The sequence below is a fragment of the Acinetobacter sp. GXMZU3951 genome (assembly GCF_054457875.1).
Map to the genome: position 1 here is coordinate 495,995 of NZ_JBTLFO010000001.1, position 14,913 is coordinate 510,907.

The 14,913-nt window shown below is 41.9% G+C and carries 12 protein-coding genes; 4 read left to right on the forward strand and 8 right to left on the reverse strand.

Annotated features, from left to right (window positions below; translation table 11 throughout):
- The first annotated feature begins 15 nt into the window (after positions 1-15).
- Positions 16-1,731, forward strand: coding sequence for a proline--tRNA ligase (locus tag ACX17N_RS02325; RefSeq protein WP_458890955.1), 1,716 nt, complete (start codon positions 16-18; stop codon positions 1,729-1,731).
- Between the two features lie 55 nt (positions 1,732-1,786).
- On the opposite strand, the gene ACX17N_RS02330 is transcribed toward ACX17N_RS02325, so the two are convergent.
- From ACX17N_RS02330 to ACX17N_RS02355, 6 genes are all read right to left on the reverse strand, one after another.
- Positions 1,787-3,109 carry a hypothetical protein gene (locus ACX17N_RS02330; protein WP_458890956.1) on the reverse strand — a complete coding sequence of 441 codons (1,323 nt, stop codon included), beginning with the start codon at positions 3,107-3,109 and terminating at the stop codon, positions 1,787-1,789.
- A gap of 25 nt (positions 3,110-3,134) precedes the next feature.
- Entirely contained in the window at positions 3,135-5,372 is a 2,238-nt protein-coding gene (locus ACX17N_RS02335; RefSeq protein ID WP_458890957.1) for a DUF6160 family protein, read from the reverse strand.
- A gap of 23 nt (positions 5,373-5,395) precedes the next feature.
- Entirely contained in the window at positions 5,396-6,013 is a 618-nt protein-coding gene (locus tag ACX17N_RS02340; RefSeq protein ID WP_458890958.1) for a hypothetical protein, read from the reverse strand.
- A 10-nt stretch (positions 6,014-6,023) separates the two neighbouring features.
- Complete coding sequence (locus ACX17N_RS02345; RefSeq protein WP_458890959.1) at positions 6,024-7,424, reverse strand: hypothetical protein; 1,401 nt, start codon at positions 7,422-7,424, stop codon at positions 6,024-6,026.
- A 299-nt stretch (positions 7,425-7,723) separates the two neighbouring features.
- Positions 7,724-8,293, reverse strand: coding sequence for a dCTP deaminase (gene dcd / locus ACX17N_RS02350; RefSeq protein WP_004814752.1), 570 nt, complete (start codon positions 8,291-8,293; stop codon positions 7,724-7,726).
- A 132-nt stretch (positions 8,294-8,425) separates the two neighbouring features.
- A complete protein-coding gene (locus ACX17N_RS02355) occupies positions 8,426-9,019 on the reverse strand; it encodes a LysE family translocator (RefSeq protein ID WP_458890960.1) in 594 nt (197 codons plus the stop codon).
- A 373-nt stretch (positions 9,020-9,392) separates the two neighbouring features.
- Between ACX17N_RS02355 and ACX17N_RS02360 the strand changes: the two genes are divergently transcribed.
- On the forward strand, positions 9,393-9,986 hold the full coding sequence (locus ACX17N_RS02360; protein ID WP_458890961.1) for a DUF2062 domain-containing protein: 594 nt from the start codon (positions 9,393-9,395) through the stop codon (positions 9,984-9,986).
- A gap of 77 nt (positions 9,987-10,063) precedes the next feature.
- On the opposite strand, the gene apbC is transcribed toward ACX17N_RS02360, so the two are convergent.
- Positions 10,064-11,311 carry an iron-sulfur cluster carrier protein ApbC gene (apbC, locus tag ACX17N_RS02365; protein WP_458890962.1) on the reverse strand — a complete coding sequence of 416 codons (1,248 nt, stop codon included), beginning with the start codon at positions 11,309-11,311 and terminating at the stop codon, positions 10,064-10,066.
- A 300-nt stretch (positions 11,312-11,611) separates the two neighbouring features.
- On the opposite strand from apbC, the gene ACX17N_RS02370 reads away from it, so the two are divergent.
- On the forward strand, positions 11,612-11,914 hold the full coding sequence (locus tag ACX17N_RS02370; RefSeq protein ID WP_458890963.1) for a hypothetical protein: 303 nt from the start codon (positions 11,612-11,614) through the stop codon (positions 11,912-11,914).
- A 43-nt stretch (positions 11,915-11,957) separates the two neighbouring features.
- Here ACX17N_RS02370 and ACX17N_RS02375 read toward each other — a convergent pair whose 3' ends face one another.
- On the reverse strand, positions 11,958-12,431 hold the full coding sequence (locus tag ACX17N_RS02375) for a hypothetical protein (RefSeq protein ID WP_458890964.1): 474 nt from the start codon (positions 12,429-12,431) through the stop codon (positions 11,958-11,960).
- Between the two features lie 418 nt (positions 12,432-12,849).
- On the opposite strand from ACX17N_RS02375, the gene metG reads away from it, so the two are divergent.
- A complete protein-coding gene (metG, locus tag ACX17N_RS02380; protein WP_458890965.1) occupies positions 12,850-14,907 on the forward strand; it encodes a methionine--tRNA ligase in 2,058 nt (685 codons plus the stop codon).
- The last annotated feature ends 6 nt before the right edge of the window (positions 14,908-14,913 follow it).

Here is a 14,913-nt window from a genome sequence, read left to right on the forward strand (position 1 = left end):
ATTAGGACAGTTTTCATGCGCGCGAGTCGCTTTTTATTTGCAACGTTAAGAGAAACCCCAAACGATGCTGAAGTTATTTCACATCAACTAATGCTCCGTGCGGGCATGATTCGTAAATTGGCTTCAGGTTTATATACTTGGCTGCCGATGGGCGTACGTGTGCTAAATAAAGTTGAAGCGATTGTACGTGAAGAAATGAACCGTTCAGGCGCACTCGAAGTATTTATGCCTGTGGCGCAACCTGCAAGCCTGTGGGAAGAGTCAGGTCGTTATGTGCAATACGGTCCTGAATTATTGCGTTTCAAAGATCGTCACGATAATCCATTTGTGTTGGGACCAACTCACGAAGAAGTAATTACTGACTTAGCACGTAATGAACTAAAAAGTTATAAGCAATTGCCGATTAACTTCTACCAAATTCAAACCAAATTCCGTGACGAAATCCGCCCTCGTTTTGGCGTAATGCGTTCGCGTGAATTCATTATGAAAGATGCTTATTCTTTCCATGCTGATCAAGCTTCTCTGCAAGAGACTTATGATCTGATGTATCAAACCTATTGCAACATTTTCACCCGTTTAGGTTTAGATTTCCGTCCAGTTCAAGCGGATACAGGTTCAATCGGTGGTTCAGGTTCACATGAATTCCACGTATTGGCTTCAAGTGGTGAAGATGATATCGCCTTCTCAACCGAATCTGATTATGCAGCTAACATTGAAATGGCTGAAGCGATCTTAGTGGGCGAACGTGCTGCTCCAACCAAAGCGTTGGAAATTGTCGATACACCAAATCAAAAAACCATTGCAGATGTGTCTGCGTTCCTGAAGTCAGACCCTGCACAATCTGTGAAAGCGTTGCTGGTGCAAGGTGTGGCAGATGAAAATGGTCAGACACCTGTTATCGCTTTATTCTTACGCGGTGATCATGAGCTGAATGAAATTAAAGCGGAGAAACATCCATTAATTGCATCGCCAATAACTTTTGCGACTGACGCTCAAATGCAGAGCCTTGGCCTGACTGCTGGTTATATTGGACCACAAGGCTTAGTGGAAAAAGGCCTGACGGTGATTGTAGATCGTGCAGCATCGGTATTATCTGACTTTGTTGCGGGTGCGAATGAGGCGGATAAACATGCCACTGGTGTCAACTGGGAGCGTGATGCACAGTTTACCGAAGTTTATGACCTTCGTAATGTGGTTGAAGGTGATCCATCTCCAGATGGTAAAGGCACCCTGCAAATTAAACGCGGTATTGAAGTGGGTCATATCTTCCAATTGGGTCAAAAGTACTCAGAAGCATTAGGCTGTAAAGTATTGGGTGAAGATGGCAAACCATTTACCGTGACTATGGGCTGTTATGGTATCGGGGTAACACGTGTCGTTGCTTCTGCTATTGAACAAAACTTCGATGAAAAAGGCATTATTTGGCCAGCAGCAATTGCTCCGTTTGAAGTTGCGATTGTGCCAATGAATGCACACAAATCACCACGCACGGTAGAGGCGGCTGAAGCGTTATATGCTGAGTTAACAGCTGCGGGTTATGATGTATTACTGGATGATCGTAATGAACGTCCAGGCGTGAAATTCTCGGATCTAGAATTAACGGGGATTCCACATCGTATCGTCATTGGTGAGAAAGGCTTGGATGCAGGCACTTTTGAATATAAAGGTCGTACCGATGCTGAATCTGTGAACATTTCTAAAGAAGAATTGTTAGCAAAAATTGCCAAGTAATTTTTACTTAGAATAAAAAATCCCGCACTTTGCGGGATTTTTTATTGCAATGACATTAACAAAATTTCATTCCACCAAAGCAGTTAGAACGAAAATTCTGCCCTTGTAAGGTTAAATTGGTCAGTGGAAAATCTAAAGTCGTGGAGTTCAGTGGAATATTTCCAACGGCTAGAGCTGAACCGCCTACACAACCGGTTAACAAATTACCGCATTTTCGCGGATTATCAGTTAAGTCCTGACTAATGCCTGCGATGGTTTGCTGTAACACTTGGTTCGTAATTGCTACTTGCGTGGTTGGACTTAAACTGCCGAGTTCCACTTCATCTTCCATAGACAACCACCAGCCTTGATTGGCAGCTACCGCTGCCCCAGGCCACAATATTTTTTGGGACTGTAACGATAATGAAGCTGGGTTATTTAGATATAGGGCATGAATTAAACCTAAGTTTTGATTGACCGTAATATCGGTAGTCAGCCCCGTAATATTGCCTGTTACTTGCTTATCTAAGTTAAGTAAACCAGCAACTGTTGCTGTTAATTGCCCACTAAAGTCAATTTGCCCAACCGTACCACTGCCTTTTAATACCACATCTTTTAAACGCGTCCCTGATACAACAGTGGAGTTAATGGTAAAAGGAGCAGAAGTTGAAGATAGGTTTAAATTATAATTTTTAGATGAGTAAGACACTGGAATACATAGATTATACCAAGGACCACAATCCCCTACGCCCAATCCACCTTCAACCACTCCATCGATCGTCATATTGGTATCAGCATAAGTCATGGTACGTGCCTGCGTCACAGCGGTACCTGATGCTGTTTTGGTCTTCATATAACCACTAAAGGAGTTAATCCCATTGGGGGTTGCCGTATTCTCAGTCCCCAAAGTCATCAACCCTGAAATTTTTTCTGCACTGACGCGAAAACCAACCACTTCACGCGTTGCAGCCGAATTCGGATTTTTAATCGCAAATTGTAAAAATGGATTGGTAATTTTTGCCGACGTCGCTGCACGCTCATCCGAGGTATAGTTAGCGTTGGCAGGCAATCCACTGAGTGAAATATTATCGATATCAATATCACAACTGTTTGCACGAACACTGTTATTAACCCCGCCACAACCCAGTTGCAGCTTATTAATATTGGCATTCAGCTCCATAACCGCTTCGAGTCCTAACTTGTAAAAACCCATATTTGACTGGTTATAGGTTGTGCCTGTTGAATCCGTTTGTGATATCCCTTGTAAATATTGCAAAGTTAACAATGCCTGACCAGAGACATCAGATAGCTCCTGATCGGAAAGACTTTGTAAATTCTTTGCCATGACTGGAACGCTGGTTGATGCCAATACAATACTCAATAATAACTTCGTCTTCATGACTACTTTATTCCTTTCATTCTTTTTATCTTGGAGTAATGCCAAAACTACTGCGAATATTCCCACCCGTCATCACCATCGTGCCCAAATTCTGCGCCCGATCTACAGTCGGGTATAAATTCACATCGGCCTTTAATACGCCTGCAGCTTGATTGGACGGATTTAAACGAATGCTATTGTTAAATTTGACCTGATCTTTTTCGAGCACGATTTTGGCATTTAAATCGAGCTCTCCCTGTATACGGTCAAAACCAATGGTCGCATTATCTTGCACATTGCTAAAATGCAGATAGTTTCTATTGTTGATGGCATCGGAAGCATTCAGTTTGATATTGCCTTGAATCGCTAAGTGATTATCCGCTGCTGTGCCTGGTAAAATATTTAATTGTGCAGAAGAGTCTAAGCGTAGTGCCAAACCAAATAGCACATCATCGGTATTGGTAAAACTATTGGCTGGAACAAAACAACTCAAGTTACTGGTTGCTGCATTTGCACAAGCAGACGTCTCATATCGACTGCCTGGTAATTGCCCTAGTGCAATCTCAGCACCCATGGCAATCACTAAACGTGGCAAATCAAGTTTAATTCCTGATTGTTGTAGTGCTAAGACCCCTTGAGCATCCATAAACAAATCAATATTACGCAAGCCTGTGTAATAGTTCACTTCTTCCGTGGTGTTATAGCTATTGGGTGCCCCATCAATCAGAATAATTGAAGTTGTTTTGGAACCAGACGCATCTCGACCTTGGGTGGACATGGTTAAACCAAAGCCTATTGCCTCGGCATTATTGGCACCATAAGTTGTGCCATATAAGCCTAAATTGGCATTTAAGTTATAAATCGGAATGCCCAGTCCCCAAGTAGCGCTTTGTGAACTAATTTGATGACTCGCATCATTACTGTTATTGGCGATAAATTTGGCATTTCTCGCAATCGCCTGAAAATCCATCCCCCGAACAGCAATCGCTACTGCATTTTGGGCAGTATTACTTAAGCTATAACGATCAATGCCCGCTTGCTTACCCAATAATTTGGCAATGTTCTGTCCAATTTCAAATTCTAATGATTTAGTTTGCACGGCATTGATATAAATGTCGCCAAAGTTGATATAGGCTAAACTGTTGTTTGCTACAAGACTGGAACCGCTCTGAGTCCGAATCTGTAACGGGGTTAAATTTCCAAATTCAATGACATAAGAGTTCTTGCCCGTATGCCCCAGTTCAAAACGAGTTCCTTCAGCCACAATCGCACCAGAAGCATTCTTTTCATCACGGGTAAAACTGGTTTTCACATTCACATGTAGACCTGTTGAACCTGTCATTGGATTACTAGAAATACTTGTACCTTCGGCTCCACCTAAATTGGTGCGGTCGGCATTGACTGAGATTTCAGCATCACGTAAACGCCCTGATGCCCCTATGCGAATAATTGAGTTGAGTTGGTCGGTATTGTCGTTGGCCGTATAATTTTTAGCATCATTACCCACATTGGTTTTATAGCGAACATCAAGATTAAAACCAGGGCGAGTTTTACCTGGATTATCCAGATCAGGGACACGCTCTAACACGACTTCATTCACGCTACTATCGGTAGCATTTGGGGAGGTCGTGGATAGTACCATTCCCTTATCGGCATCAAGATATAAATAGCCAGTCCCTTTAAAGTTAAAATTAAAATCTTTTAAAATAAATTGGTTATATTCACTTCCATTTTTTAGCGTATGGAAAATATTGGCATTTTGCAGTCCAAACTCTAAGTAGGCTTTATCTTTAGAATTAAATAAACCACTGCGGGTTTCCAACACAAAATTCATGGGTGCTCGATTTTGGAGTGTTAAAGCCCCTAAGGTATTCTGACTAGCACAATCAGCGCCACGTGCTGCATCGCCACACACCGCAACTTTAGCCATATGGATATTGGCAGGATTAACCACCGCTTCCAAGCGGATCCCCGTTTTATTCGCATTCGTCCCAACATCGAGCTTAACCTTGCCACCAATCTTGTGATTATCGACTTTCGTCACTTCAATATTATTGAGCGATAGGTTTAAATTCCCTAATGTGCCATTCGAGAAATTGGTATTGTCTTTCCAGTTGAATTGATCAATCGTAACTCGATCTGTTTCATAGGTTAGCGTGATCCCATCTTGTCCTGAAACAGTCCGTAAATTTTGATCCGATAATTCTTGTAAGGCAAAAACTTGTTGAGCCAGTAAAACACTTGAAGCCAACACACTGAGCTTTATGATTTTATTTGTACTCATTCACCGTTCCTTGTGTGATTGAATTAACAACGTGATGCTGCGGAAGAGTTGCAACTAAAAAATTTAATTGTGCCTGACATGGCTAGGTTGCCGTGCATATTTAAGCCTGTAAAACCTGTTTCTAAACCACGGTCAAAGACCGACTCATGACTGGTACTATAGGTGATCTGCTTTAAATAGCCTTTTTGTGCATCTGAACTGCCGCTATCTTTTTCAATCGCTAGTGCCTCAAAGCCAAAGTTACGAATCTGAATGGGATAGCCGTCCAAAAAGGTGAGTTTCATCGCTGTTTTATAGCCCGCGCTAGTGGTGACCATTGTGCCATCTAGCTGAAATTTATCGATTACGACAGTCCCTTGGATTTTTTTAAACACCAGCCAATACAAATTACCGCTGGCATCTTTACGATTACTCACATTAAAAGCCAAACGGCAAAACTCGTTACTTGCCCCATTACAGCTATATTCATAAGGAACTTCGTTGATATTACTCGGTAAATTATGATTCAAAGAAAATGACCAACTTAAATCGGCGCCACCTTGCCCACGTATATTCGCCAGCTCAACCGGATCTAAAACCGCTAAATCTGCACGAGCCAATTGAGAGCCCAGCAACAGTATGCTAAGGAGATATCGCTTCATTGTTTTGTCCTCACAGCCCTGTTGTGGTTATTTTTAAATGCTGGATGAGCATGCCATCAATCGCTGCAGAACCTAAATTGGTCTTGGTTCCTGTTGGTGTGACAAAACTAATGCCCACCGCATTATTGCTGGTATCGGCTTTTAAGAATTTATTGTTATTGCTAAAGCCAACCGTACCAATCGATATACTGCTGTGCGTGGCAGTGTTGCCCTGATAGGTCTGCCCCATGCTGATAGGGTCGCCACAATATTGCACATTACATGTAGATCCCTTATAGACCGAAGTTGCGCCACTTGCCAACGCGCTATAATCTGTATAAATCTGCTGGTAAACATTGGCTTTGTTTGGAATCCGGGTCAATTCAATTACAAAGTTCTGACCGTCTGCTGCGGTATCCACAATCAGCGGTTGATATACACTCCCCAAAACCAAGTTGATATTCGGACTATATAAAAATACCCCATCATGGGCGTTAAATGTCGGTGCTAGCGTTTTTGAAATGGCAGGGGTAGTTAAATCATTGCTAATATCGGTGGCTAATGTCTCTGCGGTGCTAATTCTTAAGGCTTTGGATGGATCTTCAGTGGTGGCTAATGTTGGATTATCATTGGTATTTAAACGGATTAAGGCCGCCAGACCTAGGGTATTGTTATACGAAGTCGGCAAAGATGAACTTGCCGCCCCTCCCAAAGTTTGGAACAGCTTCAAGTTGGAACCATTTAAGGACAACCCATTGGCAACCAGTTGTAAACGTAAGCGTTGATCTAAACCATTTAAATTGGCAGGTGCACCATTTTTGGCATCGACTGGTGCGGCAACCAAAGGGTTTCGTGCAAAGAAATCTCCCCATAAACCCAATTTAATATTATTGTCCGCTGCGGTATTGGCTGCACCATCCAATACATAAGGTGCTTCTAAGGATAAATAACTGAAATCTTGTGCTTCACCAGCAAAGTCATAGACCACCCGATTGGCTGTGGTACTGATTGATTTCACACTAAATACCCAGGGATTGGTTTCCTGTCCCCAGTTAAAGCCAAGGTTACTAAAACGAGAGTTAAGATTGCTATCGGATGCGGATAAAGCTAAACCATACAGAAATACATCTGCCTTTTTAGCACCTGCTGTTTTAGCAGTCTCTGAAAGTGGTCCTACAGGAATAAAACGTATAAAGCCCGTATCATAATTACGATTGGCTAAACGACTTTGGTTTTGTGCTGCGGTCAGTCCATCCTCAGCCGCCTGAAAGACCATTTTGAAATTTTCAGGCAAGATCGCAATTCCTTCTCCTGTAGCGTTACTCAAGACCTGATCAGAAAGTGCTTCTAAGGCAAAGCTAGACGAGTAACACAGTCCGATTACACTCGCCAGTAAAGTTTTACGTAAAATTGTCGTGTGCCGATCCGTCATCGCGACCTTCCTTGTTATGAGATGCTCCGCATCATTATTCTGTTCGTCCTGGACTTGGTTATGCTTTGTTTTACTGTCAAATGCCGCCGTATACGGCTCATTTCACCAAGTCATTTTTCATCCTCATTATGCTGAATATTGACCCGATTGCAAAAAAAACTCGGAAAATGCAGGCTTTTTCCGATGAATGAAGTCTAACTATCCACATTTAAAAATGCGTTTGATGCTGGTTGTGATGCACAAAAAAAAACCTATTTGTTTACACAAATAGGTTTTTCAAGAGGACTCATCAAGAAGCACTAAGCTTTCGGCAAGGTCACTCCAGTTTGTCCTTGGTACTTACCACCACGGTCTTTGTAAGAGGTTTCGCACACTTCATCACTTTCAAAAAATAGCATTTGTGCAACACCTTCACCCGCATAAATACGTGCAGGCAAGTTGGTGGTATTCGAAAATTCGAGTGTGACATGACCTTCCCACTCTGGCTCCAACGGCGTTACGTTTACGATAATACCGCAACGTGCATAAGTTGATTTGCCCAAACATACAGTCAATACATTACGCGGAATACGGAAATACTCCACAGTACGTGCTAGCGCAAATGAGTTGGGTGGAATAATACAAACATCGGACTCGATATCGATAAAACTTTTTTCATCAAAATGTTTTGGATCAACAATAGCCGAGTGAACATTGGTGAACACTTTAAATTCACGCGCACAACGAACATCATAGCCATAACTCGATACGCCATAAGAAATCAGCTTTTCGCCATTTTCATCAAAACGCACCTGATTTTCAGCATAGGGTTCAATCATGCCGTGCTTTTCGCTCATTTCGCGAATCCAACGATCAGACTTAATAGCCATTCTTTTATTTCCAAAAACTTCAAGCAATTCTTGCGCTGTACTTTAACCGAATTCAGCCTTAATGGAAATACGAACACCTCGCATGATGCGATCTTTCAAAATTGCAAACCATCCGAGATCGCATTAAATTATTTATAGGCTGAGTAATGCCGAATAACTGAGAGGAATAGAAAAACTCACCAAAACAATGGATGCCGTTTTTTGTAGATTAGACTGGGTTAACCAACGAATCCGATTTGAGGCCAGAATTGAGCCAATAAAGGTCCATAAAAAAGCAATTGGAACAAGGACAATCAAAAACACCAGCATATGTGCGACATAGGCATCCATATTTTTCCAGACTATGGCCGGAAAAATTGCAGAAGCAAACAACAATGCTTTGGGATTTAATAAGGTTGCAATAAATAGCTCATACGCTCGAATCGACGGTTGAGTATAACTTTCAACCACATCCGCAGTTTTCCATAATTTAATGGCTAAGAACAAGATATATGCTGCACTGAACAGCTTTAACAGCGTCGGAATTAGCGGATAGTGACGTGATACCGTGCCAATAATGACACCCCATAAGGTAATGGAAATCAGATATCCGAATGCCTCGGCAGGAATGAGGCGAAATGACTTACGAATACCCACTTGTATCCCGGATGATGCAAGTAGAGTATTGGTTGGACCTGGGGTTAACAGCAATGAAACCACGAGTCCTATAAAGAAGAACGAAACCATACTCTCACCTCACACTTGAGTGAAAGAAATGTAGTTTAATTATTTCAATATAGCAAAAAAATTATTGTAAAGGAAAGCGCTAACCCTTCAAGAAAAAACACATTAAAGCATTTAAAATCAAACAATTAACTATAAAATTTGAGATAAAACCTCACGGTCATTCTGTAAGTATTTATTTCACTTTTAGCTTGAATTTTGTGCTTAAAGTCGCATTAAATATAAGGTGCAGACATCAATTCACTTATATTTTTAAGTTTATTTTCAGTTTTGAGCGCGAAACTTCAGCATATTTCCTTACAGCTACACAGGGAATTAAACTACCGTTTCACTCCCAAATCATGCACAATACCCTGTCCTGAAAAGCTAGTTTCATATGGCAAAGAAATTTTTCCAATCTTGGCTTCCCTCTCCTGAAAAAGTCAATCAATTGAAATTTATGCGGATTTTTGGTCAACGCACCTTAAATCCTGTGCTTTGGTACGTCAATCGAAAATCGATTTCTCAAGCAGTCTTTATTGGAACTTTTTGGGGTATTTTACCTGTTCCCTTCCACAGTGTTTTTATTGTACTTACTGTACTGTTAATTGAAGTGAATCTACCGCTCAGCTTAACTCTGGCTTGGCTCTCTAACCCGCTCACCGTGGTGCCGATTTTATATTTGGGCTTTTGGCTGGGGAGTAAAATCTTTCAAGTGAATATGATTGATCAAGATATGATTTTGGGGGTATTACACCAAATTATTAACTGGATCAAAAACTTCGGGCATGGGCATATTGACTTTCATCTAGCGAAAATTTTATTGACGGGACTGGTACTTGAGGCGCTGTTGGCAGCTTGTTTATTTTATATTTGTACCCGCGTAATTTGGCGTTGGACTGTGCTGCGTAAATGGCATAAACGTCTGAGTCAGCATGAAGCACTAAAAGCCGCCCTTCAGATCAACCGCTTAAACCACAAAGACTCTTAAGCCAATGCTGCAAGTAAATTGCTGGGCTACTATACTAGATAGGATATCTTGATGAAGATACCCTATCCGCACACAGCTTAAAAAATACGCGTTTTATCTTTTTCTGCTTTCGGTAATTTATCCGCAATTTTTTGTGCAATCGCCAAATAACTTTCCGCTGCCACATCGCCTGCAATCACTGACGGTTGTCCTGCATCTGCATTTTCACGAATTTTTGCATCTAAAGGCAAACGACCCAACAATGGAATATGGTATTGCTCCGCCAATTTATCTCCGCCCCCGGTTCCAAAAATTTGCTCTTCAAAACCACAGTTGGAACAAATGTGCGTCGACATATTTTCAATTACACCCATCACTGGAATGTGGACGCGGTTAAATAATTCAATGCCTTTGGTGGCATCCATTAACGCAACATTTTGTGGGGTGGTGACAATGACCGCACCTGTGACAGGAATACGTTGTGCCAACGTCAGTTGAATATCCCCTGTGCCTGGTGGCATATCAATGACCAGTACATCCAAATCAGGCCATAAAGTCTGATTAAACAACTGCATTAATGCACCGGTAGCTTTTGGCCCACGCCACGCCACAGGTGTATTGTGGTCGCCAGTTAAATGGCCAATCGATAATACTGCAAGTCCATAAGCATCTAATGGGACAAAATTTTCTGCCTCGATCATTGGAGTTTTTCCCGCATTACCCAACATGGTTGGAATGCTTGGACCGTAAATGTCCGCATCCAAGACACCTACGCTCAAACCCAATTGCTGCAAAGCTAAGGCCAAATTGACTGTGGTGGTAGATTTACCCACACCGCCTTTACCCGAGGACACCAAAATCACATTTTGAATACGAGGGTGCTTCGGCACATCACGCTGTTGCGGAGCAGCTTTGGCAATTGGGGGATTGTTTGGATCAGGTTCAACCGACGGAGTTGCTGAGGCATCCATCACAGGCGGTAATGTGCTTTTCGCACTTTGACTAGGTGTTGAGCAGCTTTCACCTTGCGCATGATCATGCCCACAACCACCCGATTTCTGCCCTGTCTTTTGTTGAATCACATGCATATTCAATTCTTGGATGCCACATTTCTCTAAGGCATCGGCCAAATCATCATGAATTTTTTGTAAATGATCTGCTTCTTCAGGATAGGTATTAATGGTGATTTGTAATACACGACCTTGAACATTGACTTGAGAAATACGATCTTTTAATGCCTGATTGGAATTCGGCAAAAGATAGTGCTGTAAAACCTGCTGGATTTCTTCTTCTTTCACCTCTTGTGCTGGTGAAAAAACGGATTTAAGTGAAGAAAGCCACGACATACATTTACTCCAAGTTTGGATATACAGCTGAATGCCATAGTTTAACGGTTATTTGCAATCAGGTTAAGCGTTGTACGGGTTGAAGGATTGATCACAAGTAAAAAAACCAAGTAATTTTGTCAGATTTTGAACTAAAAATGATTTTCTAGACTCCAAGTTAGCACTGCTTGGGCTTTTGCCATGTTTAGCAGACTACAGGATTAACAATTTTACTGCTGATGCCACTGAACATTGCAGACTAAATTAATCACAGCGCAATAAAAAAAATCATTTTATTGATTGAACCGCGAGGTGTGCTTCATGAAATCGATATGGGTGTTATGTGCGGGTCTGGCTTGTGCACCTTGGGTCTATGCGCAAACCTATCCAGCTTCCAGTATAAAAACCTCGACAGGTTCTCTGCTACATGTCGGTGACAGTTATCAAACCCTACAGGCTCGTATGGGGCAATCCCCGAATGCGATGCGCAGCGAAATTTTGACTAAAAATCAGCAATCGTATACCGCTTTGTACTATGTGTATGAGCTTGACGGAAAGCGATATACGATTACGGTGATTGACAATCGGGTGACCAACATCGAATGGGAGAGCCTGAATCCCTAAATACATTTAACCTGCCTACTGAATCAGGTAGAGACGATTTGAATTAAGATTGATCGTGATCATCTTTCTTAAATTTGCTTATAGCATCGGTCGCAGCTTTTTTAAGCTCATCAAATTTTTCTGTGGCTTGAACTTTCAATTCATCAAACTTAACTGAGGCTTCCTGCTTCAGCTCGGTGGCTTTGACTTTGGCTTCATCAAACTTATGACTGGCTTCGACTTTTAAATGCTCGAATTTTTCTTGAGCTTGATGCTGCACATCTGCCCATTTGGCTTTGGCATCTTCAATGGTACTGTCAAAACCCGCATCTTCATTTTCCGCTTGCTGCTCATCCAATTTTTCTTTGACTTGATCCAGCTTTTGCTCGGCTTCAAGTTTGGCATCGGCAGCCGCGTGTTTTAAATCATCGACAGCTTTTTCACCTTCAAGTTGCGCTTCTTTGGCAGCATGTTTTAAATCATCACCCAACTCAGTGGCTTTATTTTTTAGCTCATCAATTTTATTTTCAACAGTCATTTTTACACCTTTTTCTGTTATGGCATCTACTTCTAGTTATACCGCGATCTGGATTGAATAAAATACAAAACAGCATATTGAAACAAAGACGCTACAGAATGTTGCGCTATGCCCCTCTAAGTTAAGACTGGTCTTGTTTTGATCTTCACTCGGGGTTGGAGATGGCATCCAACTTTAAGTTCAGCGTGGCTGATTTAACTTGGTTTATTTGACCAGTCACCTAGATAATATAGACCGATTTCAGCCTCAAGAGCAGATTGATCTGACAAATAAACACGGCTGCACTCGATTTTTTTGGACTTCACTTCTAAAGTCGGACTGGATTTAAAAAGAATTCAGCGAATCCCTTATGCAACTTTGCAGTAACTAAGGTAAAATCAATGCCCTTGCATTGACTACGAATGAGAGAGTTATATCCGTGCGCAATATTTTAGTCACTAACGCCCTTCCATACGCCAATGGCCCCATCCATATGGGTCACCTGCTCGGTTATATTCAAGCCGATATCTGGGTTCGCGCCATGCGTGCAATGGGCCATGATGTGACTTATGTCTGTGCGGATGATGCTCATGGTACTGCAATCATGCTACGTGCCGAAGCAAACGGCATTAGCCCAGAACAACAAATTGCCAATGTGCAAAAAGAACACATGCGTGATTTTGATGGTTTTGGTGTGCACTTCGATCACTATGATTCAACCCATAGCGACACCAACCGTGCCCGCGCTTCTGAAATTTATGTAAAAAACCGTGACGCTGGCAATATTGCCGTACGTCCTGTATCACAACTGTTTGACCCTGAAAAAGGCATGTTCTTGTCTGACCGTTTCATTAAAGGGACATGTCCGAAATGTAAAGCAGAAGATCAATACGGCGACTCATGTGAAGTGTGTGGTACAACTTATAACGCCACTGAACTTCTCAATCCAAAATCAACCCTAAGCGGTGCAACACCAGTCGAGAAATCTTCAGATCACTACTTCTTTAAATTGCCAAACTTTGGTGAATATTTACAGAAGTGGACGCGTGATGCAGGTCGTTTACCTGTTTCAATTGCCAACAAGTTAGATGAGTGGTTTGAAGCGGGTTTAGCCGATTGGGATATTTCGCGTGATGCACCTTATTTCGGTTTTGAAATTCCAGATGCACCCAACAAATATTTCTACGTTTGGGTGGATGCTCCAATTGGTTATATGTCGAGTTTTGAAAACTACATTAAAACCAAGCGCCCAGAACTCAGCTTTGAGGACTTCTGGAAAAAAGACTCTAAAAATGAAGTCTATCATTTCATTGGTAAAGACATTGTTTACTTCCACGCCCTGTTCTGGCCAGCGATGCTTGAAGGCGCTAACTTCCGTACGCCATCGGGTTTATTTGTGAATGGTTTCTTAACTGTGAATGGTCAGAAGATGTCAAAATCTCGCGGTACCTTCATTAAAGCTGAAACCTATTTACAGCACTTAAATCCTGAATATTTGCGTTACTACTTTGCATCTAAACTGTCGGATAAAGTTGAAGATTCTGACTTGAATCTGGATGACTTTGTACAGAAAGTGAATTCTGACCTCGTGGGTAAAGTGGTCAACATTGCCAGCCGTTGTGCCAAATTCATCAACACCAAGTTTGATAATAAATTATCAGCAACTTGTGCAGAGCCTGAATTGGTACAAAGCTTTATTGATGCAGGCGATTCAATTGCCAAAGCCTATGAAGCACGTGAATTCTCGACTGCAATTCGTGAAATCATGGCGCTGGCAGATAAAGCCAACCAGTATATTGATGAGAAAAAGCCGTGGGCTTTAGCCAAAATTGAAGGCGAAGAACAACAAGTCCATGACGTCTGTTCGGTTGGGATTAACCTGTTCCGTCAATTGGCGGTTTACTTAGCTCCAGTATTGCCAACTTTAGCCGCGCAAGTTCAGGACTTCTTGAAATTAGAACGTTTTGACTTTGCTTCAGCTCAAACGGCATTGGTTGATCATGAAATTGCATTGTTCCAACCGTTAATGCAACGTGTAGACCCTAAAGCAGTAGCTGCGATGGTCGATGCCTCTAAAGATTCTTTAGCAGCTGCGGCAGAAGCGCCAAAAGTTGAAAAGAAAAAAGAAAAGAAAGTTGAGAAAAAACCTGAGCCTAAAGTGGGTGAAGCTGAAATCATTGGCATTGAAGACTTTATGAAAGTTGACCTACGTGTAGCGGAAGTTCTTGAAGCTGCAACGGTAGAAGGCTCGGATAAACTACTTCAATTAACTTTAAACGTCGGTGAAGCTGAACCACGTAACGTGTTTAGTGGTATTCGCGAGTTTTACCAACCAGAAGACTTAAAAGGTAAATTGGTGGTGATGGTGGCGAACCTTGCGCCACGTAAGATGCGTTTTGGTATTTCTAACGGTATGGTTTTAGCTGCTGGCAATGGCGAAGGTGTTTGGGTGATTTCACCTGAATCTGGCGCTAAAGCTGGTGATAAAGTTTCTTAAGATTTA

Excerpts from the sequence above, each read along its gene's own strand:
- ACX17N_RS02340 (WP_458890958.1), bottom strand. The coding sequence starts at position 6,013 with ATGAAGCGATATCTCCTTAGCATACTGTTGCTGGGCTCTCAATTGGCT.
- ACX17N_RS02330 (WP_458890956.1), bottom strand. The coding sequence starts at position 3,109 with ATGAAGACGAAGTTATTATTGAGTATTGTATTGGCATCAACCAGCGTT.
- ACX17N_RS02335 (WP_458890957.1), bottom strand. The coding sequence starts at position 5,372 with ATGAGTACAAATAAAATCATAAAGCTCAGTGTGTTGGCTTCAAGTGTT.
- ACX17N_RS02355 (WP_458890960.1), bottom strand. The coding sequence starts at position 9,019 with ATGGTTTCGTTCTTCTTTATAGGACTCGTGGTTTCATTGCTGTTAACC.
- apbC (WP_458890962.1), bottom strand. The coding sequence starts at position 11,311 with ATGTCGTGGCTTTCTTCACTTAAATCCGTTTTTTCACCAGCACAAGAG.
- ACX17N_RS02325 (WP_458890955.1), top strand. The coding sequence starts at position 16 with ATGCGCGCGAGTCGCTTTTTATTTGCAACGTTAAGAGAAACCCCAAAC.
- ACX17N_RS02375 (WP_458890964.1), bottom strand. The coding sequence starts at position 12,431 with ATGACTGTTGAAAATAAAATTGATGAGCTAAAAAATAAAGCCACTGAG.
- ACX17N_RS02360 (WP_458890961.1), top strand. The coding sequence starts at position 9,393 with ATGGCAAAGAAATTTTTCCAATCTTGGCTTCCCTCTCCTGAAAAAGTC.
- ACX17N_RS02370 (WP_458890963.1), top strand. The coding sequence starts at position 11,612 with ATGAAATCGATATGGGTGTTATGTGCGGGTCTGGCTTGTGCACCTTGG.
- ACX17N_RS02345 (WP_458890959.1), bottom strand. The coding sequence starts at position 7,424 with ATGACGGATCGGCACACGACAATTTTACGTAAAACTTTACTGGCGAGT.
- dcd (WP_004814752.1), bottom strand. The coding sequence starts at position 8,293 with ATGGCTATTAAGTCTGATCGTTGGATTCGCGAAATGAGCGAAAAGCAC.